This is a genomic window from Janibacter sp. YB324 (assembly GCF_014217915.1).
Classification (GTDB): Bacteria; Actinomycetota; Actinomycetes; order Actinomycetales; family Dermatophilaceae; genus Janibacter; species Janibacter indicus.
This window is the reverse complement of the sequence record NZ_CP060120.1, coordinates 3,150,193-3,171,772: the sequence shown is the minus strand read 5'-3', so window position 1 is coordinate 3,171,772 and position 21,580 is coordinate 3,150,193. Positions and strand designations below refer to the sequence as shown.

Sequence of the window (21,580 nt, the reverse complement as noted above, 5' to 3'; positions counted from 1 at the left end):
GTGATGGACGACATCGAAGCCTTCTGGCAGCGGGCGCAGCAGCACGCCGACCTCGCGCAGGTCAGCAGCTACACCGGGGTCAACCCGCTCGCGGTGCTGCGCCCGCCGGCCTGGGGCTTCGGGGCCACGCCCGAGCAGGCCGACGAGCTGCTCGGGCTCGTCCTCGCGGGCGACAAGACGGCGACCGCCAGCGCCCTGTGGGACTACGAGAGCGAAGGGGAGGAGGTCCCCTCCGAGGGCACGCTCGGGATCGTCGTCGACGGCTCGGGTACCCCACGGGCCCTCGTCGTGACGACGAGGGTGCGGGTGGTCCCCTTCGACGAGGTCGACGCCGCGCACGCCCGCGCCGAGGGCGAGGGCGACCTGACGCTGGAGTACTGGCGGCGGGTGCACGAGGACTTCTTCACCCGGCACGCGAGCCACGACCGGGGCTTCGCCCGGGACATGCCGGTCGTGCTGGAGGAGCTGCGGGTCCTGCACGCGGAGTAGCCGCCGGCGGGTGCGCTGGTCCCACCCGCCGCACGATTCCCGGGTCACCCGAGAAACTGCCTCTTCGCAAGAGTTTCTCACTCCTGCGAAGGGGCAGTTTCTCTTGCCCAGCTGGGACGAAGGGGGGCTCAGACCCGGTGGCGCAGACCGGTCGCGCGCTGGGTGCGCCGGGTGACCGCGGCCCGGACGGCCTCGACCGAGCCGACCAGGGTCACCGACTCCTGCGCGCGGGTGATCGCGGTGTAGAGCAGCTCGCGGGTGAGCAGGCGTGAGTCCGGGTCGGGGAGCAGCACGGTCACCGAGCGCGCCTGGCTGCCCTGGCTCTTGTGGATCGTCAGCGCGTGCGCGGTGTCGACGTCGCCCAGCGTGGAGGCGGCGTGGACGATCGGTGCGCCCGGCTCCCCGAAGACCCCGACGACGCGGTGGTCGGTGCGCAACGCCAGGACACCCGTGTCGCCGTTGTAGAGGCCCAGGCCGCGGTCGTTGGCCGTCACGAGGAGCGGCCGGCCGACGACCTGCCGGCCGGGGTGCTCGCTCGCCTCGGCGAGCCAGCGCTCGACGCGGTCGTTCCACGGGGCGACACCCCAGGGTCCGTCACGGTGCGCGCACAGCAGTCGATGCTCGCCGAGCTCGCGCAGGGCGGCGGTGTGCTCGCCGGCGAGGGCGAGGTCGCGCAGCCGCTCGGCGTGGGCGAGCAGCCGCGGGCGCAGGGCCTCGTCGGCCTCGAGCACCTCGTCCACCACGACGTGCTCGACCGGGCCGCCGGGGCGTGCCGCGGCCAGCAGCTCGACGACCCGGTCGGCGTCGCCGACGCGCACCGCCTCGGCGAGGGCTCCGATCTCCTGCCCGAAGCGGTGAGATGTCTGCAGCCGGGCCACCGGGCCGCTCTCCCCGTAGCCGGCCACGAGGTCGGCGAGCACGGCCCCGGCCTCGACGGAGGCGAGCTGGTCGGGGTCGCCGACGAGCAGCAGCCGGGCAGTCGGGCGCAGGGCCTCGAGCAGCCGGGCGGTGAGGGTGAGCGAGAGCATCGAGGCCTCGTCGACGACGACGATGTCGTGGGGCAGGGGATTGCCCCGGTCGCGCCTGAAGCGGTTGCCGCTGTCTGGGCGCCAGCCGAGCAGTCGGTGCACGGTCACCGCCTCGATGTCGGTGCCCAGGCGTTGGCGGTCGAGCTCGGGCATGTGACCCAGGGAGCCCAGGACCGACTCGCGCAGCCGGGCCGCGGCCTTACCGGTGGGTGCGGCCAGGGCGATGCGCGGTCGCCGGCCCAGGGACTCGGCCTGCTCGAGCAGCAGGGTGAGCAGGCCGGCGACGGTCGAGGTCTTGCCGGTGCCGGGACCGCCGGCGAGCACCGTCGTCAGGCGCCCGGCGGCGGAACGCACCGCGGCCCGCTGCTCGCCCCAGCCGTCGCCGGGGAAGACCCGCTCGAGCCCGGCCTCGAGGACCCGCTCGTCGACGGGTGGTGCCTCGGTGGTCGCCCGCCGGCGCAGGTCCTCGGCCACCTGCACCTCCTCGCGGTGGTAGCGATCGAGGTAGACCAGGTCGTGCTCGACGAGCAGCACGCCCGCCTCGGCGAGCGCGCTGCCCCGGACTCGGTCGAGCCACTCGGGTGTCGGCGGCAGCTCGACCGCGCCCGACTGCTCGGTGGAGGTATCCCCGACCGGATCGTCGGTCGCTGCTACCTCGACCCCGGCACCCGACGCGCCGCCCTCGGCGAGCAGCTCGCGCGCGTGCTCCGGGTCGAGGCTGGTCGAGCCCTCCCGGGCCGCCCGCACGACGAGGGCGAGCGTCACCTGCACGAGGACATCAGCCTCGCCGACGAGCTCGCTGACGCGGGTCGCCACATGGACGTCGGCGGCCTCGAGGACGCCGGTCGCGTTGAGCCGGGCCAGTTCGCCCGTCGCCGAACGAGCCACCCGGCGGTCGTAGCGGTCGAGGATCTCGGTCATCGGTCCCCCTCGGTCGGTCGGCGCCCGTCGAGCAGGTTCGACACGCCCTCGATGAGCGCGACGGGTGGTGCCCAGGAGAAGACGCCGGTCGGGTGCCCGTCGACGAGCGGTGTGTCGGCTCCGGCCATGCCCCGCAGGTAGAGGTAGAGCACGCCACCGAGGTGCACCGCCGGGTCGTATCCGGGCTGGCGCCACCGCAGGAAGCGGTGCAGCACGACCCCGTAGAGGATCGCCTGCAGCGGGTAGGAGGAGTGCGTCATCGCCTCGCGCAGCGCCGCCGGGTCGTAGTGCGCGGTCGTCAGCGGGGTGTCGACCGGCCCGAGCCAGTTGGTCTTGTAGTCGACGACGAGGTGCCGGTCGCCGATGCGCAGCACGATGTCGACCGAGCCAGTGAGGTAGCCGCGCAGCGCCTGGTCGCCGAGGACCGGGTCGTCGAGGACGTCGGCGAAGGGCAGGACCGGGTCGTCCGCCGGCAGGTGCGCCCGCATGAGCGCCGCCAGGTCGCCGAGGACGGCCTCGTCGTCGCTCGGCCCGGGCGCCGCGTCGCCTCCGCCGAGCGGCAGCTCGAAGTCCATCTCGCACAACCGGTCACGGGCGCCGACATCACGCAGCGTCACCCCCGGCGCGAGCGGCCCGAGCGGGGTGTCGATGACCTGGACGAGCGCGTCGGCGAGGGCATCGCGGTCGAGGTCGGGCACGGGCCAGGCGACGACCTGCTCCTCGATGTTCGCGCGCAGCTCGGCCCGCAGGTCGCCCGCCTGCGCATCGGCCTCCTCGAGCACCGCGTGCACGAGTGAGCCGAAGCCGGCTCCCACCGGCAGCTCCGCCATGGGCGAAGGGAGGTGCCGGTCACCTCCCGCAGTCGCGGCCCCGGCGTCGTCGACGGGCTCGACGCCCGCCGTCGAGGCCGCTGCATCGAGGCCACGGACACCGCCCTCGTCGTCCTGGCGGTCGGTGACCTCCGGCTCGCTGGCCACGAGGTCCTCGGTGGTGGGCCGGGCCACGTCGTCGAGCGGCCGGGTGAGCGCGGTGTAGGAGGCGCGTCGCCAAGCGTCGTCGACGGTGCGGGTGAAGTCGCGCACCGACAGGTCGGTCACGGGCGCCGGCGCCGCCATCGTCACCGCCGTGGGTTCGTCGACGTACTCGACCCGCAGCGCGCCCCGGCGCTCCCAGTCGGCGAGGCGGTCCTGCAGGGTGTCGTCGCCGGGCACGGGGTGGGTGCGCGGCACCTCGCCCTGACCCTGGGTGCGGCCGAGGAGGATGCGGTGCAGCGGCGAGGGCCCGGTGTTGCGCGCGGAGGGAAACCACCACGTGACGACCTGGCTCTGGGCGCGGGTCAGCGCCACGTAGAGCAGTCGCAGCGACTCGCCGCTCTCCTCGGCTGCGGCCCGGTCGAGTCGCTCCTGACGCCCCTCGTCGCTCGTGATGCCGATGTCGAGCGCGCGGGTGCGGTCGGCCCGGTGGAAGTGCAGGACGTCGGGCCGGGGCAACCATCGGTCGCAGACGAAGGGGAGCATGACGACGGGGTACTGCAGGCCCTTGCTCGCGTGGATCGTCGCCAGGTGGACGGCGTCGGCGTCGCTGTCGAGGCGGCGGGCGCGCTCCTCCTTGCGGGCGGCAGCCATGCGCTCGCGCAGCCAGGCGGTGAGCGAGGCCAGACCCTCGCCCTCGGTGACGACCCGCTGGTGGAGGGTCTCGCCGATGTGGCGCAGGTCGGTGAGCAGTCGCTCGCCGTCGGTGCGGGCGAGCACCCGGGCGTCGAGCCCGTCGGCGGTCGCTGCGGCGAGGACGGCGGCGACCCCCCGACGGCCGAGCAGGGCGGCCCAGGTGCGCAGGCGGTGGGCGATCTCCTCGGTGAGGTCGTCGCCGCGCGCATCGAGATCGCCGGCGCTCGCCCCGACGAAGGGGGTCAGCGCCGCCGCGCGCACCCGCTCGGCGCGGTGCGTCAGCTCCATCGCCTCGAGCAGGGTGAGCCAGTGGGCGGCGGCGGGGGAGTCGTAGATGCTGTCGCTGGAGACGATGACCGAGCGCAGCCCGACGGCGGTCAGGGCCGTGCGCACCTCGTCGAGCTGCTTGCGGGTGTGGGCCAGGACGGCCACGTCTCCGGCCCGCAGCGGGCGCCCGTCGAAGGTCGTGCGCCCCGCGAGCAGCCGGGTGATCTCCGCAGCGCAGTCGCGGGCGACGAGCGGGCGCACCGACCCGATCGAGATGGTCTGGCCGGGCTGCTCGACCCGGGCGCTCGGCACGGCCCGCAGCCGCACGGGGGCCAGCATCCCGTCGGGCGCGATGCCGTCGGCGACCCCCAGGCGCGAGCCCTCGCGGGCCGCGCGCACCGGGTGGACGACGATCTGCTCGTCGCCGAGCTGCGCCCCGCCGAGGAGCGCACCCAGACTGCGCACGAGCGGCCCGTCGGAGCGGTGGTTGACCCCGAGGGTGTGCCGGGTCGTCGCCGACTCGGCGGCGGTGAGATAGGTGTCGACGTCGCCGCCGCGGAACCCGTAGATCGCCTGCTTGGGGTCACCGATGAGCACCAGGGTGCTGTGCCCGCTGAAGGCCCGGTCGAGGATCTGCCACTGCACCGGGTCGGTGTCCTGGAACTCGTCGACGAGCACCACCCGCCAGCGCTGGCGCATCCGCTCGCGGGCCGGCGAGTCCTCGTCCTCGAGGGCGGCGGCGAGGTAGGAGAGCAGGTCGTCGTAGCCGAGCACCCCGAGCCGCCGCTTGCGGCGGTCGAGCTCCTCGCGCACCAGTCGGGCGAAGCCCAGGCTCCGGGCGTCGGCGGAGCGCCCCTCGAGGGAGCTGGGGTCGAGCTCGGCATGCGGATTTTCGGTGACGGCCCGGGCGATCTCGCCGGCGCGCTTGCGGGTGAAGACCGGCGGGCCCCCGGTGGCGAAGCCGCGGACGTAGAGGTCGTCGACGACCTCGTCGCGCAGGTCCGACAGGTCCTCGACGAGTCGGGCGTGCTGGTCGGTGTCGCCGGCGACACCCAGCCCCCGCAGCACGAGCTGGCAGAACTGGTGCGTCGTCGCGATCGTCGCCGCGTCGAAGTGGGTCAGTGCGTCGCGCAGCCGCCGCGCCCGCTCGGCCACCTCCTCGGGCGTGCCCTGGCGCAGCAGGGCGATGACCTCGTCGTCGGTGGCCAGATCTGGGTCGGCCACGTGCCGGTGGACGTGCCGCAGGTGCTCGCGCACTCGTTCGCGCATCTCCCGGGAGGCAGCGCGGCCGAAGGTGATGACGAGCATGTCCTCGAGCCGCACGACTCCCTCGGCGATGTGCCGGGCGACGAGGGCACCGATGGTCCACGTCTTGCCCGTGCCGGCGCTCGCCTCGAGCAGGACCGTGCCCGTGGGCAGCTCGCCGGTGATGTCGAAGGGGGTCAGCGCGCTCGTGGTCGTGGCCGTCATGCCGTGCTCCCGACGTTGTCGAGCGCCGGACCCCACACCCGCGTCGCGAGGGTGGCCAGGTCGCTGCCGGGGCCGGCGAGCGGCTGCGTCAGGACGTCGAAGGGAGCCTCGCTCCCGTGGACGAGGCGCCACCACGCGTCGTCGCGCTCGCCGGGGATGACGTCGCCGCTCTTGAGGATGGTCGGCTCCCACTCGCCGACGGCCTGCTGCTGGGCGACCCGGGTGCGCGAGGGGTTGCGGCTGATCGCCTGGGCATGGGCGTGGGCCGTCTTGACCGGCAGGGGCAGCGGCACGGTCTGCCCGAGGGCGTGGACCTCGAGCAGGGTCGCCAGGTGGGAGCGGGCGGCGGCGCGAGGGAGCGCGCCATAGGTCGTGCGGGCGACCTTGCCCTTGAACCCCTTGCCCAGCGTGGAGGCCTGCCAGCCCTCGTCGTCGGCGCCCGCGGCGGTGAGGGCGAGCAGCCGGATCCAGGCCGCCATGAGCTGCTTGGCCCCCAGGCGTGAGTAGGTGATGTCGACCAGGTGCAGCCCGCGCACGCCGTCGACGGTGCCGGTGAGCCGCCGGTCACCGGGCAGGGTGGCCTCGATGTCGACCGAGCGCGGGTCCTCGGGCGGCCCCAGCGCGAGCTGGCCCATGAGTTGCTCGACGGCCCGGCGGATCTCCTCGAGGGTGACGTCGCCGAGCGCGGCAGGAGGCAGCGAGCCGCGCAGCTGCTCGGCCCGGTAGATCGCGCGCGGGTCGCTCCCGGCGACGCGGGCTCTCAGGGCGCGCTCGCCAATGGCCCACTTGTCGAGGCCGTCGAGGTCGATGGGCAGCCGGTCGCTCACCTCGTCGGCCTCGTGCGAGACGCCGACCTGGAGGCGGTCGCGCAGGAACCCGCGAGCCGGGTTGTCGTAGAAGGAGATCAGGTCCGCCAGGCCGACATCGGTGATGACCCGCGCCGGCAGCGGAGCCGTGACGAGCCGGCCGGGCGGGGTGCGCTCCCCGGAGGCCGCCCGGGCAGCGAGCAGCGCCGACCGGTCGAAACTCAGCGGACGCCCGCCCCCCGGACCGCCGGGCGTGAGGTTGCGCGGGTCGAAGGGCTGCAGCGGGTGCTCGACGACCTCGACCGGGGCGCTCGTCGTCTCACGGGCGGCGTCGATGAGCTCGCCGAGCGGGACGGCGGGCGGGCAGGGCTCGCCGCTGTGCTCGTCGGCGCCGGTGTAGGCGATGACGAGGCGCTCGCGGGCCGCGAGCACGGCGTCGAGCAGCAGCTGGCGGTCCTCGCTGCGCGCGTCTCGCTCGCCGGTGATCGGGCGCCGGGCGAGCACGTCGTCGCCGTCGATCGCCTGCTGGCGGGGGAAGGAGTCGTCGTCCATGCCGAGCAGGCAGACGACGCGGTGCGGCACGGAGCGCATCGGCGTCATCGTGCACACCGTCAGGCCCCCGGTGCGGAAGCTCTTGCGGCTCGGCCGTCCCGCCAGCTGGTCGGCGAGGAGGACGCGCACGTCGGCCAGCCGCAGCGGCACCTCGTCGCTGGCATGCCGTGCGGCGGAGCCGAGGGTGCGCTGGAGGTCGCCGACCTGCCAGCGCTCGCGGGTCGGCACATCGGTCAGCGAGAGCACGGCCTCGGCGAGGGCGTCCATCCACTCGGTGGCGGTCCCGGCGTGCTCGAGCGCGTCGAGCCCATCACCGATGCGCGCGAGCAGCTCGCTCACCCGCCCGACGAGGTCGACCGAGCCGCTGCCGACGTCGTCGAGCGGCATGACGTCGCCGACCTGCAGCGGCCCGTCGGCGGAGACGGCGACGCCGACGAGGAGCCGGTCGAGACCAAACCGCCAGGTGCCCTGGGGCTCCACGTCGAGGGCGAAGGGGGCCCGCCCCGCCTGGTCGTAGCCCCACCGGATGCCGGAGTCGCTGACCCACCGGGTCATCGTCGCCAGGTCGTCGTCGTCGAGCCCGAAGCGCCGCCGCACCGGCTCGGTGGCAGCGAGGTCGAGCACCTCGCTCGCGGTGAGTCGACCGCCGGCGAGGCCGACGACCCGGTCGGCGACGGCGAGCAGGGGGTTGGTCGCCCGGAGCGACCGGTCGGCCAGACGGACCCGCAGCCGGTGGGCGGGGTGGGTGTCGACGCCGTCGGCGTCGGTGCCGTGGTCGCCCAGGCCGAAGGCGGCCCCGATGAGCGGGGCGTAGGTCTCGACGTCCGGGCACATGACGAGCACGTCGCGCGGCTCGAGCGTCGGGTCGTCCTCGAGGAGGCCGACGAGCACCTCCCGCAGCACCTCGACCTGCCGGGCCGGCCCGTGGCAGGCGTGCACCTGGATCGAACGGTCGTCGTCGGTCACCTGCCGCGCCGCCCGCTCGGCCTCGTCGGGCACGTGGTCGTCGCCCAGGTCGGCCTGCAGCCACTCGAGCACCGACCTCGCCTTCCCACTCCCACCCCCACTCTCCGTTGGTCGAGGTGCGAGGCCGTCCGCGGCCGAGCCTCGAGACCCCGGTCCGTCGTCACTCGCCCCCAGCACCCGCACCAGCTCGCGCGAGTCACGCCCGAGCGAGGCGAGCAGGGGGTGCCGCACGAGGTCGCTCGTGGCATCGCTCTCGCGGGCGACGAGCCCCTCCTCGGCGAAGGGAGCCAGCCGTTCCCACAGGTCGGGCGAGGGCTGGGGCAGCCACAGGTGCACGTCGCGGCTGCGGCCGAGGGCGCGCAGCAGCTCGACCTCGGTGACGGCGAGCCGGGTGTGGCCGAAGAGCGAGAGCCGCTCCGGCAGCTCGAGCCCGTCACCGTCACCCCGCAGCCGCTCCACAGTCTCTGCGTGCCGCACGTCCGGCGGGGGCGCCTCGACTCGGGAGACGAGTCGCCGCCACAGCTCCGCCTGCCAGGTGAGGTCCGGGTCGAGCGGTGACCCGGTGCCGTCGGTGTCGCGCCCCTCGCGCCAGTCGGTGAGCATCGTCGGCCGGCTCTGCCCGTAGCGGTGGAAGAGCCGGGCCAGTCGCAGCGCGACCGAGTAGCGGCGGCCGGCGCGGGTGCCGTCGGGGTCGTCGCTGCCGTGCCCGAGGTGCCGGCTGAGCGCCTTGCACCACGGCTGCCCGAGGGAGGCGTCGATGACCTCGAGCAGCGGCCAGACGAGATGCTGCGGCAGCCACGGGTCGTCCTCGTCGCGGCCGGTGAGCATCGTGACGAGGGAGCGCGGCCGCAGGAAGGTGACGCCGGCGCACACCCCGTCCTGCCCCCCTTCGCCCCGGCCGAGGCGGTGGGAGAGCCGCTGCGCGAGCCACCGCTCGATGCCCTGCTCGGGCACGACGACGACCTCCTGCGCGAAGGGGTCGGGCAGCGGACTCGCCAGCAGCTCGCCGAGCTCGTCGGCGAGGGTGTCGGTGCGCTGCGCGCGGTGGAGATGCAGGGCCACGGTCAGACCGTATCCGCACGGGCCGACAGCGCGACGCGCACCTGCGGACGCCGGCACGACCATCGCCACTCGCCGCGGGTCCGCCTACGACCTCTACCTGACCCGCACCATCGAGCACGCGACGATCGTGCGTGGTGACGAGGTCGAGCAGGCCTACGAAGGGGGAGCCGACGTCCTCTCCGGTGTGCGCCAGCCGATCACGGCCTATGCGCAGGAGCACGGGCTGACGGTGCTCGAGCCTGCCTTCCAGGCGATCCGTCAGGCCGTCGCCGTCCCGCGGGAGCGGCCCGAGCGGCTCGTGGCCGGCCTCGACGCGATCGTCGCCGAGCTCAAGGCGAGCGGCTTCGTCGCCGCGAGCCTCGAGCGGGCGGGGCAGGTCGCGACCGTGCCTCAGGACTGAGCGAGCACCTCGGCGAGCACCGAGGCGTCGACATTGCCGCCGCTCGCCACGACGACGACGGTCTGCCCGGCGAAGCGCTCCCGCTGGGCGATGAGCGCGGCCAGCGCGGCCGACCCGCCGGGTTCGACGACGAGCTTGAGGGTGCGGGCCGCCTCACGCATCGCGACCCGCGCCTGGTCGTCGGTGACCTCGAGCCCGGTCACGCCGTGCCGCGCGAGCGCGGCGAGCGTGTGCTCGCCGACCGTCGGCGAGCCGATGGCGTCGAGGAAGACCGGCACGGCCGGCACCTTCTCGACTCGCCCGGAGGCGAGCGACCGCGCCATCTTGGGGTAACCATCACGCTCCACGACGAAGGGGGCTGCCCCCGGATGCGTCTCCCGCACCGCCGTGATGACGCCGGACGAGAGCCCGCCACCGCTGCACGGGACGATGACCGCGTCGGGGGAGTGGCCCCCTTCGCGCAGCTGGTCGACGATCTCGAGACCCACGGTGCCCTGACCGGACATCACCCGAGGGTCGTCGTAGGGGTGCACGAGGGTCAGGCCGCGCTGCTCGACGAGCTCGCGTCCGACGACCTCCCGGTCCTGCGTCGCGGGGTCGTAGAAGACGACCTCGGCGCCCCACCAGCGGCAGCCGTCGACCTTGATCTGCGGCGCGTCCTGCGGCATGACGATCGTCGCCGTCGAGCCCGTCATCCGTGCCGAGGCCGCGACGGCCTGGCCGTGGTTGCCGGTGGAAAAGGCGAGGACGCCGGCCGCCCGCTCGGCGTCGGTCAGCGACAGCAGCGTGTTGAGTGCGCCGCGGATCTTGAAGGAGCCGGTGAGCTGCAGGGCCTCGGCCTTGACGAGCACCGTTGCGCCGCAGAGCTCGTCGAGCATCGGGGAGGAGAGCAGGGGAGTGCGGCGCACCCGGCCCTCGAGTCGCTCGGCGGCCGCTCTGATCGTCTCGATCCCGAAGTCCATGCGCACCATCGTGGCCCATGGACCCTGTGCTTGCAGACCGCTAGCATGAGGTCATGCCCACCCTGTACATCCGTGACGTCCCCGACGACGTGGCCGAGACGCTCAAGCAGCGTGCGGCGGCCGACGGGCAGTCCCTGTCCGCTTACGTCGCCGGTGCGCTGCTTCGGCTTGCGGAACGCCCCACCAATGCCGAGGTCGTCGAGCGACTGCGGCAGGTGGACCGGACATTGGCCCCGGCCTCCGAGGAGATCGTCTCGACGCTGCACGAGAGCCGCCGGTGATCGTCGTCGATGCCTCGGCGATGGTCGAGGCGCTCGTGGGGCGTGCGCCGGACCCGCGACTCCTCGACGCCCTTGCCGGCGTGGTCGAGGCGCCGCAGCACCTGGACGTCGAGGTGCTGTCCGTCCTGCGGGGCCTGACGCTCGGGGCCAAGCTCCCGGCGGCACGCGCCGAGGAGGCACTCGGGGCCTATCTCGACCTCGACATCACAAGACGGGACGTGGCTCCCTTCGCCCGGAGGGTCTGGTCGCTGCGGCACCAGTACACGAGCTACGACGCGGCCTACCTGGCCCTGGCCGAGGGGCTCGACGCGCCGCTCTACACGTGCGACCGCAAGCTGGCAGCCGGCGGTCACACGGCCGAGGTGGTCGTGATCTAGGAGTGGTCTCGAGGGGCCTCGCTGGCGCTCGGCCCACCTCGACCCACGGGATCAGTCGGCCAGGGGCTTGGCGCCGCGCTCCTTGAGCATCTGGGTCATCGTCTCGACCTCGGTGGTCTGGCTGTTGATGATCGACTGGGCGAGGGTCTCGACGGCGTCATTCTGAGAGTTGTCACGCGCGGCCTCGGCCATCGGCACACCCGCCTTGTGGTGGCGGATCATCATCTGGAGGTAGTAGATGTCGGCCGCCTTGCCGCGCATCCCCTTCAGCTTGGTCATCTCGGCCTGGGTCGCCATGCCGGGCATCAGGCCGTCATCGCCGAGGGTCATCGTTGCGCCGTGCTCGTGGCCCAGGCCACGCATCCAGTCCATCTGCTTGCCGGGTCCGGTGGGCGAGAGCCCCCAGACCTGCAGCCAACCGGCCATCTGCCCCGACTGCGACTCCTGGGTGCGCGCGATGTCGTAGGCGAGGGAGCGCACCAACGAGTCGTCGGTGCGGTCGTAGATGATCCAGGACATCTCGACGGCCTGGTCGTGGTGCGTCTGCATGTCGCGGGCGAAGCCGGCGGCGACGCTGTCGTCACCAGGGAGGTCGTCCCCGCCGACGCGGCTGAGCGCCAGGCCGGCGACGAGACCGATCGCGAGCGCGACGACCGCGGCGAGGACGACCCGGGGGGTCACTTGACCAGGCTCGTCTCGGGGGTCACACCACCGGTGCAGGCCGCCCCGGGCTCGGGGGTCTGCTTGCCCTGCCGGTACTCCTTGATGAAGCCCTTGATCCGCGGGTCGTCAGCCGAGTCGACGCTCAGCTGGTTGCTCCAGGCCGACAGGACGATCTTGCCGGGCATCTTGCCCTCGTAGGGCGAGAGGATCGTGTAGGTGTCGGGCAGCGCGTCGTCCAGCTTCTTGACGTCGGCCTCAGGCAGGTCGGGGTCGTAGCCGATCCACACGGCGCCGTGCTCGAGGGAGTGGACGGCGTGCTCGTCGGGCACCGGCGTGTCGTAGGTGCCGCAGTTGAGCCACACGCCGTTGTGCTCGCCGCCCACGGGCGGCGACTCCTTGTAGTCGATCTTGCCCTCGACGTGGTTGCCGCCCGTGTAGTCGAAGGTCTTGACCCCCGACAGGTCTCCCGCGGCCCGGCGGTCGTCGCGCTCGCTGACGATGGCATAGCCCACGGTGCCAGCGATGAGTGCGATCACCACGGCTGCGGCACCTGCCAGGAGGAGGGAGCGGCGACGCTCGGCGGACTGGGCCTTCTTGCGTGCCTCGGCGAGCTTGACCTCGCGGGCGGACATCGACTTCTTGCTGCTCATGGGTCCCTCGGGGTAGGCGGGGGCGGAATTGCCGGGATTATTGCACCGTCAACTGAAGGTCTACTGAGGGTGCTCGCCACTAGTCTGACTGCATGCGTTCAGAGACGACGACCATCACCTCCCCGCAGGACGGGTTGCCACTCTTCGTGCGCACCTGGCAGCCCGACGGCGAGGCCAAGGGCGTCGTCCAGATGGCCCACGGGATGGCCGAGCACTCCGGGCGCTACGAGCGCTTCGCGCAGGCGCTCACCGACGCCGGCTACGCAGCGTGGATGCACGACCATCGCGGCCACGGCGAGACCTCGACCGAGCAGGAGGACCGCGGCTACTACGCCGACGACCACGGCTGGGACACGGCCGTCGACGACATGCACACCGTCGCGCAGGCCGCCCGTGAGGCCCACCCCGGCCTGCCCCTCTTCTTCTTCGGTCACTCGATGGGCTCGCTGCTCGGCCGTGACTACGTCACCCGCTACGGCCACGACCTCGCCGGCGCCGTCTTCAGCGGCACCGGCGGCGACCAGGGGCTGCTCGGCCGCGTCGGCGAGCTCGTCGCCAGGGCCGAGTCCCGGGTCCGCGGCCGCCGGGCGACCTCCCGCCTGATGAACTCCCTGACCTTCGGGTCCTTCAACAAGGCCTTCACGCCCGCGCGGACCGACTTCGACTGGCTCTCCCGCGACCCCGACGAGGTCCAGCGCTACATCGACGACGAACGCTGCGGCGAGGTCTTCACCGCCGGCTTCTTCGCCGACCTGCTGGGCGGGGTCAACTCCCTGCCGGCGCTCGCCGGCCGCACCCCCGTCGACCTGCCGGTCTTCTTCCTCTCCGGCTCCCAGGACCCCGTCGGTGGTGAGGCCGTGCGCAAGGTCGCTGGGTGGTACCGCGATGCCGGCGTCCGCGACGTGACCCTCGAGATCTATCCCGAGGGCCGGCACGAGCTGCTCAACGACACCGTCCGTGACGAGGTCACCGAGCGCATCATCGGCTGGCTCGACGAGCACCTGACGACGAAGGGGGCGTGAGTCCCGTGACCGAGGGCAAGCGCGATGCCCGCCGGGCCATCGAGGACCTCGAGCTCGACAAGCACCTCGCCCAAGCGGGCGCGGCGGCGGCCAAGCTCGCCCAGGACGCGGTGAGCGCCGCGGGCGGCTTCGCCGACGCCCACCGCGAGCAGGCGCACGAGTGGCTCGGCCACGCCGAGGGCGAGATCGACCGGGTGACCGGCGGCAAGGCCACCGACCTGCTGGGCAAGGTGCGCTCCGGCCTCGCGGCCGGCGTCGACCTCGTCGCCGACCAGCGGCCCGAGCCCGACGACCCTGCAGACCCCCCTTCGTCCTCCGCGTGACCCGTCGCCGACTCGGGGGGCTGCTGCTCCTGCTGGCGGCTCTGTACTTCGCCGGCGAGGCGTGGGCTCTCGCGGGCTGGCAGGGACGGCCCTACGACCTGACCGTCGACGCGATCAGCGCGCTCGGCGTGCCCTTCGAGATGCCCGACGGGGCGGTCTCGACTCGGCACGCGGCGATGAACGTGACCTTCATCGGCTCCGGCCTGCGGGCCCTGCTCGCGGGGTGGGCGCTGGCCCCCTTCGTCCCGCGATGGCGGTGGCTCGTGCTCCCGCTCGTCGCGGTCTACGCGCTCGGGCTGGTCCTCGTCGGCCTCTCGCCCGCCGGCGAGACCGTGCACGGGGCCGGCGCCCTCCTGGCCATCGGCGGCGGGTTCGTGCTCCTCGCGGCACTCACCGGCGCGCTGTGGCGCCATCGCGCGCTGGCCGTCTGGACCGTGGTGTGCACGGTGGTGTGCGGGCTCGGCTGGGTGCTCGCCCTCACCAACGCGGTCGGCTTCGGCACGGCCGAGCGGACGGCCGTCTACGCCGTGGTCGTGTGGCAGGTCGGCGCCGGCCTGGCCCTGCTCCTCGCCCGCGGTCGGGACTAGCCCCCGGGGGCGAAGGGGGGAGCTGGCGGTCCCGCCGCCAGCCCCTGCTCCGCGGCCGCCGTGCGCACCGCCTCGACGAAGAGGTCGATGGAAGGGCGCGGTGACGTCGTCGCCCGGTGCGCGATCGAGACGGTCCGCAGCACCGGCTCGTCGAGGGGGACGACATCGACCCCCGGCGGCAGCAACGTCAGGCCGAGGTCGGAGACGAGGGTGACGCCGAGGCCGCCGGCGATCATCGCCAAAGCGGTGAACTGCTCCTCGACCGTGTGTGCGATGCGCGGCTCGAAGCCGCGCTCGTGGCACCACACGCGCACCGCCCGGCCGAAGTGCGACCGGGGCCCGGCGAGGATCCACGGGAAGTCCGCGAGGTCGTGCAGACCCACGGTCTCGCCGACGACCGAGCCCCTCGGGCACGGCGGCGTGCAGCCGCTCGACGGCGACGACCGAGCGCTGGAGGGCCGGGTCGGGGTCGATCGTGTGGCTCGAGTAGTCGATGACGAAGGACATGTCGAGCAGCCCGTCACGGACGGCGTCGGCCGTCTCCTCGGGCGCGAGCTCGCTCGTGCGCACCTCGATGCCGGGGTGGTCGAGGTGCAGCGCCGACAGCGCGCGAGGCAGCAGGCCGGAGGCGACCGAGGCCCACACGCCGACGCTCAGGCGCGCGGTGATGCCCGCCTGGGCCTGCTCGATCGCGGCGGTGGCGCGCTCGACCGAGCCGAGGATCTCCTCGGCGTGGTCGGACAGGAGCAGGCCGAGCTCGGTGAGCTGGACGCGGCGGCCGTGGCGCTCGATGAGCTTGACGCCGACCTCGCGCTCGAGCTGGGCGAGCTGCTGGGAGACGCCCGACGGGCTGTAGTGCAGGGCCTGGGCGGCAGCGGTCACCGTGCCGCGCCGGTGGAGCTCGCGCAGCATCTGCAGGCGTCGCAGGGACAACTCCATCCGCCCACAGTAGGCCGCGCGCCGCCGGTCGTGGGCGAGGCGGCGACCGTGCAGTGGGGGTGCACGATCCAGCGCACCTTCTGTAACTGGACGTGAAGCGGGTCACTCGCTGACGCTGGCCCTACTGCACCCCCTTTTCAGATTGGCGGTCATCACCATGACGGCGACCCACACCACCAACCCGGCCCACGACTTCGTCGACCGCGAGCCCGCCCACCAGATCACCTGGGTCGACCCGGTCACCGGTGCCCACGGCTACCTCGTCGTCCACACCCTCGTCGGGGGCATCGCCACCGGCGGCACCCGCATGCGGCCCGGCTGCACGATCAGCGAGGTCGGGGACCTGGCCCGGGGCATGGCCACCAAGACGGCGGCCTTCGGCCTGCCCGTCGGCGGGGCGAAGGGGGGAGTGGACTTCGACCCGAAGGACCCGCGGGCCTTCGGCGTCCTCACGCGCTTCTTCACCGAGATGCGTCCGTGGCTCGACGGCCGGTGGGTCACCGCCGAGGACCTCGGGGTGACCCAGCAGCTCATCGACGACGTCTTCGCCGAGGTGGGCCTCTCGCAGTCCTTCCACGCGGCCATCTCGCGCTCGCCGCAGCCCGAGGAGACCCTCGCGCGCGTGCAGGCCGGCCTCGAGGTCATGACCGACGACGGGTACCCGCTCGGTGACGTCATCGGCGGCTACGGCGTCGCCGAGGCCTGCCTGGGTGCGGCCGAGGGCTTCGGCTGGGCGATCCCGGAGACGACGATCGCGATCCAGGGCGTCGGCACCATGGGTGGCGGCGCGGCGTGGTACCTCCACGAGGCCGGCGCGCGGGTGACGGCGGTCGCCGACGCCCGCGGCACGCTCTGCGACCCGGCGGGCCTCGACGTCCCCGCGCTGCTCGACCTGCGCGACGAGTACGGCGAGATCGACCGGACCCGGGTGCCGGCCCACGTGCAGCAGCTGCCGCGCGAGGCGATCGTCGGCATCACTGCCGACATCTTCGTCCCGGCGGCGGTCTCCTACGCGATCCGCGAGGACAACGTGGACCAGGTGGCGGCGGGGGTCGTCGTCGAGGCGGCCAATGCCGCCACGACGTGGGGCGCCGAGGACGCGCTCGTCGCGCGTGGTGTCGTCGTCGTGCCCGACTTCATCGCCAACGCCGGTGCCGCCGCGTGGGCGTGGTGGCTGCTGCAGGGGCAGGTCGGCTGTGACCCGCAGGATTCCTTCGACCGGCTCTCGGCGGAGATGCGGGCCAAGGTCGCCGTGCTCGCCGAGCGGTGGACCTGCGACCGGATCCCCATGCGGCAGAGCGGGTTTGCCCTCGCGTCGAGCAACCTGCACGCGCTCGAGGGGGCGCAGATCGTCATCCCCTGAGGTGTCCTGGCCCGGCCGCGACTCTGCATTGCCCTACGGCAATGCGGAGTCCGCCATCCCAATCTGCGCATTGCCGTAGGGCAATGCAGAGTCAGGAGGCGAAGGGGGTCAGGCGGGCGGCCGCATTTCTTCAAGGTCGTGCGGCCTCGCGCTTGTCGACGAGCCGGCTGACGGCATCGTCGAGGTGGGCCTGGAGGGCAGCCTTGGCCTTCGCCGGGGTGGCCTCGAGGATCGCGGTGCGCAGCTCTTCGTGCTCGTGGACCTGGGTCTCGAGGTCGCCGTAGGTCGTGCGCAGCTCGCCCAGGCACATGCGGGTCTCGACGAGCAGGGTGCGCATCGCGCGGATGAGGCGGGGGCTGCCCGAGGCCTCGACGAGCACCTCGTGGAAGTGCTGGTCCGCGTCGGAGACGGCGGGACCGTCCCCCTTCGCCGCGGCACGACGCATGCGGCGCAGGACGTCGTCGAGCTCGTCAGCCGTCTCCTCGCGCCGCGCTCCGTCGAGGACGACCTCGAGGGCGCCGCGCTCGATGACCGAGCGGGTGCGGTAGACGTCGAGCACGTCCTCGAGCGTCAGCTCGGTGACGAAGACCCCGCGGTTGGTGATCGCGTGGAGCAGCCCCTCGGAGACCAGTCGCTGCATCGCTTCGCGCAGCGGGCCCCGCGAGACCTCGAAGCGCCGCGCCAGGTCCGCCTCGCCGAGCTGCTCGCCCGGCTCGAGACGCCCGGCCATGATCGCGTCGCGCAGCTCGTCGGCGATGTACTCGACCGTCGACCGGCGCGGGTTGGGGCTGAGCTCACTGACGGGCATGGTCCTGCCTTCGTGGGGGGAGGCGTCGGGCGAAGAGGGCGCCGAGGTCCGGCGTCGTCGGCGTCGACCCCGCGAGCCGCAGCGCCTGCCAGATCGTCACCTGGTTGGCCGTGAGGACCGGCTTGCCGAGGCGGGCCTCGAGCTCGGGCACCACCGCGAGGGTACGCATCGCGGTGTCGGGGACGAGGAGCGTCTGCGCCTCGGGATGGTCGCGGGAGACGGCCAGCTCGGCGACCTGCTCGGGGGTGAGGTGGCCGACCTCGGCGGCGGTGTCGATGCCGGCGCTGCCCATCGCGACGACCTCGACGCCGGCGGCCGCGAGGTAGTCGACGAAGAGGCGGGCCACGTCGTCGGGATAGCTCGCCGCCACGGCGACCCGGGTCAGGCCGAGGTGGGCGAGGGCGTCGACAAAGGCGGCGCTCGTGCTCGACGCGGGCACCCCTGCGGCAGAGGCGAGCTGGTCGATCTGGTCGCGCGCTCCCTCCGGCCCGTAGACGAAGCTGCCTGACGTGCACGCCCACAGGACCGACTGCGGGCGGTGCTCAGCGAGCCGCGCGGCGCCCTCGGCCAGGCGGTCCGGGCGCCCGAGGTCGAGCAGCTCGGGGACGGCGTGCAGGTCGGTGCCGTAGACGTGGACGACGGGCAGGCGCACGCCGAGCAGGTCTGCGGCCCAGGGGTACTCGTCCTCGGCCGCGTGGTCGGGGTAGATGATGCCGGCCGTCGTCGGTGTGGTCGTGGCGGGTGTGCTCATGAGCCGAAGACCTCCCTCAGCCACCTGCCGGGCCCCATCATCGGCAGGCCCATCCGCGCCAGGCAGGCCCACACCGTCAGCTGGTTGGCGGTGAGCACCGGCTTGCCGAGCTCGCGCTCGAGTGGGTCGATGATGTCGTAGGTCGGCAGGTTGGTGCACGAGACGAAGATCGCCTCGGCCGCCGGGTCGTCGGCAGCCTCGACGAGCGCCGCGACGGTGCGGTAGTTGACCCGCCAGATGCCGCCGGCAAGCCCGAGGTGCTGCTGGGTGACGACCCCGACCTCGAGCTCGCCGAGGAAGTCGACGAGCCGGTCGGTCAGCGGTTGGTCGTAGGGCGTGATGACCGAGATGCGTTGCAGCCCAAGGGTGGTCACCGCCTCCGCGAGAGCTCCGGAGGAGGTCAGCGCCTCGGGGGCGCCGGCCTCGCGGATTGCGTCGACGAGCGCGGTCTCGCCGTCACGACCGTGGATGAAGCTGCCCGAGCTGCACAGGTAGGCGACGACTTCGGGCTCGACCCCGAGCACGTCACGGGTGGCGTCCTGCAGGGCGCTCACCGACGAGACCCGCTGCGCCATCTCCAGGCTCACGGGCACCGGCTCGAAGGGGGTGCGTGCCAGGTGGAAGCTGACCTCCAACGGTGCCCAGCGCCACAGCTCTCGCTCGAGGGCGAGGTCGAAGGGGGCGATGACCCCGATGCCGCGCTGGGCCAGCGGCCCGTCGAGCTCCGCGCCGGTCAGGACCACGTGCGGACCTCCCTTCGCACCGGGATTGCCAGATTGTTGACAATCTAGGAACCCGCTCATACGTTGTCAACATGTCTCGCCAGCCCGTCGTCGTCGTGCTCCACGACGGCGAGATGCCCAGTGAGAGCTCGATGGCGCCGGTCGTGGAGCGGGCGCGCGAGGTGCGCTACGCCACCGCCGCCGAGCTGCCCGAGGCGATCGTCGGGGCCGACGTCCTCTTCGCCTACGACTTCTTCTCCAGCGCGATCCCCGATGCCTGGCCCGCCGCCGACGCCCTCGAGTGGATCCATGTCGCCTCGACCGGCGTCGACGCGATCCTCTCGCCCGAGCTGCGCGCGAGTGACGTCGTGCTCACCAACTCGCGCGGCGTCTTCGACGAGGCGATCGCCGAGTACGTGCTCGGGCAGGTGCTGAGCTTCGCCAAGGACCTGCCCCGCTCGTGGGAGCTGCAGCAGGCGCGCCGCTGGGTGCACCGCGAGTCCGAGCGCGTCGCCGGCACGAGCGCCCTCGTCATCGGCACCGGCCAGATCGGCCGGGCCATCGCCCGGCTCCTGCGTGCCGCCGGCATCCGGGTCTCCGGCTCCGGGCGGCGGGCGCGCACCGACGACCCCGACTTCGGCACGGTCACGGCCCAGGAGGACCTGCACGAGGCCCTCGGGGGCGCCGACTGGGTCGTGTGCATCGCCCCGCTCACCGAGGCCACCCGCGGCATGCTCGACGGCGTCGCCTTCCGCGCGATGGCCGACCACGCCCGCCTGATCAACGTCGGCCGCGGCGAGTCGGTCGTCACCGACGACCTCGTCACCGCCCTGCGCGAGGGGGCCATCGCCGGGGCCGCCCTCGACGTGCTCGACACCGAGCCGCTGCCCGACGACCACCCTCTGTGGGACCTGCCCGACGTGCGCATCACCCCGCACAACTCGGGCGACTTCGTCGGGTGGCGTGACGCGCTCGTGCGCGTCTTCACCGACAACTTCGCCCGCTGGGTCGACGAGGAGCCGCTGCGCGACGTCGTCGACACCTCGCTGGGCTACGTACCGACCGACGGGAGCGCCCGATGACCCCCACCGAGATGACCGCCGTCGAGCTCGTCGCCGCCTACGGCGCCAAGGAGCTCTCGCCCGTCGAGGCGACCGAGGCGGTCCTGGCCCGGATCGACGAGGTCGACGGCGAGATCAACGCGATGTGCCTCGTCGACCGGGAGAGCGCCCTGGCGCAGGCCCGCGCGTCGGAGGCCCGGTGGCAGGCCGGCGCCCCCCAGGGGCTGCTCGACGGGGTCCCCACCTCGATGAAGGACATCTTCCTCACCAAGGGGTGGCCCACCCTTCGCGGCTCGAAGTCGATCGACCCCGACCAGACCTGGGACGTCGACGCCCCCGTCACCGCGCGACTGCGCGAGGACGGCATGGTCTTCGTCGGCAAGAACACCACCCCCGAGATCGCCTGGAAGGGCGTCACCGACTCGCCCCTCACCGGCGTGACCCGCAACCCCCTCGACACCCGGATGACCGCAGGGGGGTCCTCCGGTGGTGCCGCCGCGATCGTCGCCGCCGGGATGGGCCCCGTCGCCGTCGGGACCGACGCCGGGGGCAGCATCCGCATCCCCGCCTCCTTCTGCGGGATCGTCGGCTTCAAGCCGACCCACGGGCGGGTGCCGATGTTCCCCGCCAGCCCTTTCGGGCCGCTCGCCCACGCCGGCCCGATGACGCGCACCGTCGAGGACGCGGCGCTGCTCATGGACATCATCTCGCTGCCCGACCACCGCGACCCGACCGCGCTCGCACCGCCGCGCGCGACCTTCCGCGGTGAGCTCGCCCGCGACCTCACCGGGCTGCACGTCGCCTACTCGCGAGACCTCGGGTGGGTCGACGTCGACCCGGAGGTCGCCGCGACCGTCGACGCCGCGGTGGCCAAGGTCGACGCCGCCGGGTTGCACGTCACCGCGACCGACCCGGGCTTCGACGACCCCTTCGACGCCTTCGAGCTGCTGTGGGGCGCCAGCGCGGCGACGCTGCTGCGGACGATGCCGGGCGCCCGCGACACGATCGACCCCGAGCTCGGCCGGGCCTGGGACCTGGGCGAGTCGGTGAGCGGCGTCGACGTCTTCGAGGCGCGTGCCGTCGCGGCCGGGCTCGGCATCACGATGGGTGCCTTCCACGAGCAGCACAACCTGCTCATCACGCCGACGATGCCGATCCCCGCCTTCGAGGCCGGCCACGACGTCCCCCCGGGCAGCGGCATGACGCACTGGGCGCAGTGGACCCCCTTCACCTACCCCTTCAACATGACCCAGCAGCCGGCGATCAGCATCCCGTGCGGCACGACTGCGGCCGGTCTCCCGGTCGGTCTGCAGATCATCGGTCCGCGGCACTCCGACGACCTCGTCCTGGCCGCGGCGCGCTGGGTCGAGTCGGTCCTCGCCGGCTGACCCGGCCCGGCCCACGGCGGCTGCGGTCGTCACCCGTTTCTCGGGTCACCCGAGA

Annotated in this window: 20 protein-coding genes and 1 pseudogene; 10 read left to right on the top strand and 11 right to left on the bottom strand. The window is 73.4% G+C overall.

What is annotated here, in order from left to right; all coding sequences use genetic code 11:
- The first annotated feature begins 3 nt into the window (after positions 1-3).
- Complete coding sequence (locus H7A72_RS15600; protein WP_084449634.1) at positions 4-489, top strand: ASCH domain-containing protein; 486 nt, start codon at positions 4-6, stop codon at positions 487-489.
- Between the two features lie 128 nt (positions 490-617).
- Here the strand turns inward: H7A72_RS15600 and recD are convergent, their stop codons facing one another.
- Genes recD through recC form a run of 3 tightly spaced genes read right to left on the bottom strand, consistent with a single transcriptional unit; the run spans position 618 to position 9,228 of the window.
- Positions 618-2,438: an exodeoxyribonuclease V subunit alpha gene (gene recD / locus H7A72_RS15595; protein ID WP_185221101.1), complete on the bottom strand. Its 1,821-nt coding sequence runs from the start codon at positions 2,436-2,438 to the stop codon at positions 618-620.
- Positions 2,435-5,842, bottom strand: a complete 3,408-nt coding sequence (locus H7A72_RS15590; protein WP_185221100.1) for a UvrD-helicase domain-containing protein — start codon at positions 5,840-5,842, stop codon at positions 2,435-2,437. The genes recD and H7A72_RS15590 overlap by 4 nt, the downstream gene beginning before the upstream one ends.
- Entirely contained in the window at positions 5,839-9,228 is a 3,390-nt protein-coding gene (gene recC, locus H7A72_RS15585) for an exodeoxyribonuclease V subunit gamma (RefSeq protein ID WP_185221099.1), read from the bottom strand. Before recC ends, H7A72_RS15590 begins: the two co-directional genes overlap by 4 nt.
- A 127-nt stretch (positions 9,229-9,355) precedes the next feature.
- Here recC and H7A72_RS15580 point away from each other — a divergent pair, with 127 nt between their 5' ends.
- Positions 9,356-9,628 carry a hypothetical protein gene (locus H7A72_RS15580; RefSeq protein ID WP_185221098.1) on the top strand — a complete coding sequence of 91 codons (273 nt, stop codon included), beginning with the start codon at positions 9,356-9,358 and terminating at the stop codon, positions 9,626-9,628.
- Here H7A72_RS15580 and H7A72_RS15575 read toward each other — a convergent pair.
- A complete protein-coding gene (locus tag H7A72_RS15575) occupies positions 9,619-10,590 on the bottom strand; it encodes a threonine/serine dehydratase (RefSeq protein ID WP_185221097.1) in 972 nt (323 codons plus the stop codon). The two genes, H7A72_RS15580 and H7A72_RS15575, sit on opposite strands and share 10 nt — an antisense overlap.
- 53 nt (positions 10,591-10,643) lie before the next feature.
- Here H7A72_RS15575 and H7A72_RS15570 point away from each other — a divergent pair, with 53 nt between their 5' ends.
- Both H7A72_RS15570 and H7A72_RS15565 read left to right on the top strand, forming a co-directional pair.
- On the top strand, positions 10,644-10,871 hold the full coding sequence (locus tag H7A72_RS15570) for an antitoxin (RefSeq protein WP_084449641.1): 228 nt from the start codon (positions 10,644-10,646) through the stop codon (positions 10,869-10,871).
- Complete coding sequence (locus H7A72_RS15565) at positions 10,868-11,248, top strand: type II toxin-antitoxin system VapC family toxin (RefSeq protein ID WP_072625875.1); 381 nt, start codon at positions 10,868-10,870, stop codon at positions 11,246-11,248. Before H7A72_RS15570 ends, H7A72_RS15565 begins: the two co-directional genes overlap by 4 nt.
- Before the next feature lie 51 nt (positions 11,249-11,299).
- Here H7A72_RS15565 and H7A72_RS15560 read toward each other — a convergent pair whose 3' ends face one another.
- Together H7A72_RS15560 and H7A72_RS15555 are read right to left on the bottom strand one after the other, a co-directional pair.
- Positions 11,300-11,929 carry a DUF305 domain-containing protein gene (locus H7A72_RS15560; protein WP_084449642.1) on the bottom strand — a complete coding sequence of 210 codons (630 nt, stop codon included), beginning with the start codon at positions 11,927-11,929 and terminating at the stop codon, positions 11,300-11,302.
- Entirely contained in the window at positions 11,926-12,561 is a 636-nt protein-coding gene (locus H7A72_RS15555) for a DUF3105 domain-containing protein (RefSeq protein WP_072625873.1), read from the bottom strand. Before H7A72_RS15555 ends, H7A72_RS15560 begins: the two co-directional genes overlap by 4 nt.
- Before the next feature lie 92 nt (positions 12,562-12,653).
- On the opposite strand from H7A72_RS15555, the gene H7A72_RS15550 reads away from it, so the two are divergent.
- From H7A72_RS15550 to H7A72_RS15540, 3 genes are read left to right on the top strand one after another with little or no spacing between them, the layout of a single operon-like run.
- The gene (locus H7A72_RS15550) at positions 12,654-13,583 is read left to right on the top strand and encodes an alpha/beta hydrolase (protein WP_072625872.1); all 930 of its coding nucleotides are present in this window, start codon (positions 12,654-12,656) and stop codon (positions 13,581-13,583) included.
- Entirely contained in the window at positions 13,580-13,906 is a 327-nt protein-coding gene (locus H7A72_RS15545) for a hypothetical protein (RefSeq protein ID WP_159451129.1), read from the top strand. Before H7A72_RS15550 ends, H7A72_RS15545 begins: the two co-directional genes overlap by 4 nt.
- Positions 13,903-14,493 carry a DUF998 domain-containing protein gene (locus H7A72_RS15540; protein ID WP_072625870.1) on the top strand — a complete coding sequence of 197 codons (591 nt, stop codon included), beginning with the start codon at positions 13,903-13,905 and terminating at the stop codon, positions 14,491-14,493. The genes H7A72_RS15545 and H7A72_RS15540 overlap by 4 nt, the downstream gene beginning before the upstream one ends.
- Here H7A72_RS15540 and H7A72_RS16965 read toward each other — a convergent pair.
- Positions 14,490-14,876, bottom strand: coding sequence for a LysR substrate-binding domain-containing protein (locus H7A72_RS16965; RefSeq protein ID WP_255494252.1), 387 nt, complete (start codon positions 14,874-14,876; stop codon positions 14,490-14,492). The two genes, H7A72_RS15540 and H7A72_RS16965, sit on opposite strands and share 4 nt — an antisense overlap.
- A 70-nt stretch (positions 14,877-14,946) precedes the next feature.
- Positions 14,947-15,405 (bottom strand): annotated as a pseudogene (locus H7A72_RS17020) (LysR family transcriptional regulator); the annotation flags it as partial.
- A 184-nt stretch (positions 15,406-15,589) separates the two neighbouring features.
- On the opposite strand from H7A72_RS17020, the gene H7A72_RS15530 reads away from it, so the two are divergent.
- Positions 15,590-16,795 (top strand): Glu/Leu/Phe/Val dehydrogenase dimerization domain-containing protein, encoded by a 1,206-nt coding sequence (locus H7A72_RS15530; RefSeq protein ID WP_084449643.1) that lies wholly within the window; start codon positions 15,590-15,592, stop codon positions 16,793-16,795.
- Between the two features lie 130 nt (positions 16,796-16,925).
- On the opposite strand, the gene H7A72_RS15525 is transcribed toward H7A72_RS15530, so the two are convergent.
- Genes H7A72_RS15525 through H7A72_RS15515 form a run of 3 tightly spaced genes read right to left on the bottom strand, consistent with a single transcriptional unit; the run spans position 16,926 to position 19,097 of the window.
- The gene (locus H7A72_RS15525; RefSeq protein WP_185221096.1) at positions 16,926-17,603 is read right to left on the bottom strand and encodes a GntR family transcriptional regulator; all 678 of its coding nucleotides are present in this window, start codon (positions 17,601-17,603) and stop codon (positions 16,926-16,928) included.
- On the bottom strand, positions 17,590-18,354 hold the full coding sequence (locus H7A72_RS15520; RefSeq protein ID WP_185221095.1) for a maleate cis-trans isomerase: 765 nt from the start codon (positions 18,352-18,354) through the stop codon (positions 17,590-17,592). The genes H7A72_RS15525 and H7A72_RS15520 overlap by 14 nt, the downstream gene beginning before the upstream one ends.
- Positions 18,351-19,097 (bottom strand): hypothetical protein, encoded by a 747-nt coding sequence (locus H7A72_RS15515; RefSeq protein WP_223277680.1) that lies wholly within the window; start codon positions 19,095-19,097, stop codon positions 18,351-18,353. The genes H7A72_RS15520 and H7A72_RS15515 overlap by 4 nt, the downstream gene beginning before the upstream one ends.
- 71 nt (positions 19,098-19,168) lie before the next feature.
- Between H7A72_RS15515 and H7A72_RS15510 the strand changes: the two genes are divergently transcribed.
- The gene (locus tag H7A72_RS15510) at positions 19,169-20,158 is read left to right on the top strand and encodes a D-2-hydroxyacid dehydrogenase (protein ID WP_185221093.1); all 990 of its coding nucleotides are present in this window, start codon (positions 19,169-19,171) and stop codon (positions 20,156-20,158) included.
- Positions 20,155-21,525 carry an amidase gene (locus H7A72_RS15505; RefSeq protein ID WP_185221092.1) on the top strand — a complete coding sequence of 457 codons (1,371 nt, stop codon included), beginning with the start codon at positions 20,155-20,157 and terminating at the stop codon, positions 21,523-21,525. Before H7A72_RS15510 ends, H7A72_RS15505 begins: the two co-directional genes overlap by 4 nt.
- The last annotated feature ends 55 nt before the right edge of the window (positions 21,526-21,580 follow it).

What these genes read in the sequence shown, in the direction of transcription:
- H7A72_RS15555 (WP_072625873.1), bottom strand. Translation starts at nt 12,561, where the DNA reads ATGAGCAGCAAGAAGTCGATGTCCGCCCGCGAGGTCAAGCTCGCCGAG.
- H7A72_RS15600 (WP_084449634.1), top strand. Translation starts at nt 4, where the DNA reads ATGGACGACATCGAAGCCTTCTGGCAGCGGGCGCAGCAGCACGCCGAC.
- H7A72_RS15505 (WP_185221092.1), top strand. Translation starts at nt 20,155, where the DNA reads ATGACCCCCACCGAGATGACCGCCGTCGAGCTCGTCGCCGCCTACGGC.
- H7A72_RS15575 (WP_185221097.1), bottom strand. Translation starts at nt 10,590, where the DNA reads ATGGACTTCGGGATCGAGACGATCAGAGCGGCCGCCGAGCGACTCGAG.
- H7A72_RS15525 (WP_185221096.1), bottom strand. Translation starts at nt 17,603, where the DNA reads ATGCCCGTCAGTGAGCTCAGCCCCAACCCGCGCCGGTCGACGGTCGAG.
- H7A72_RS15570 (WP_084449641.1), top strand. Translation starts at nt 10,644, where the DNA reads ATGCCCACCCTGTACATCCGTGACGTCCCCGACGACGTGGCCGAGACG.
- recD (WP_185221101.1), bottom strand. Translation starts at nt 2,438, where the DNA reads ATGACCGAGATCCTCGACCGCTACGACCGCCGGGTGGCTCGTTCGGCG.
- H7A72_RS15510 (WP_185221093.1), top strand. Translation starts at nt 19,169, where the DNA reads ATGTCTCGCCAGCCCGTCGTCGTCGTGCTCCACGACGGCGAGATGCCC.
- H7A72_RS15520 (WP_185221095.1), bottom strand. Translation starts at nt 18,354, where the DNA reads ATGAGCACACCCGCCACGACCACACCGACGACGGCCGGCATCATCTAC.
- H7A72_RS15590 (WP_185221100.1), bottom strand. Translation starts at nt 5,842, where the DNA reads ATGACGGCCACGACCACGAGCGCGCTGACCCCCTTCGACATCACCGGC.
- H7A72_RS15530 (WP_084449643.1), top strand. Translation starts at nt 15,590, where the DNA reads ATGACGGCGACCCACACCACCAACCCGGCCCACGACTTCGTCGACCGC.
- H7A72_RS15550 (WP_072625872.1), top strand. Translation starts at nt 12,654, where the DNA reads ATGCGTTCAGAGACGACGACCATCACCTCCCCGCAGGACGGGTTGCCA.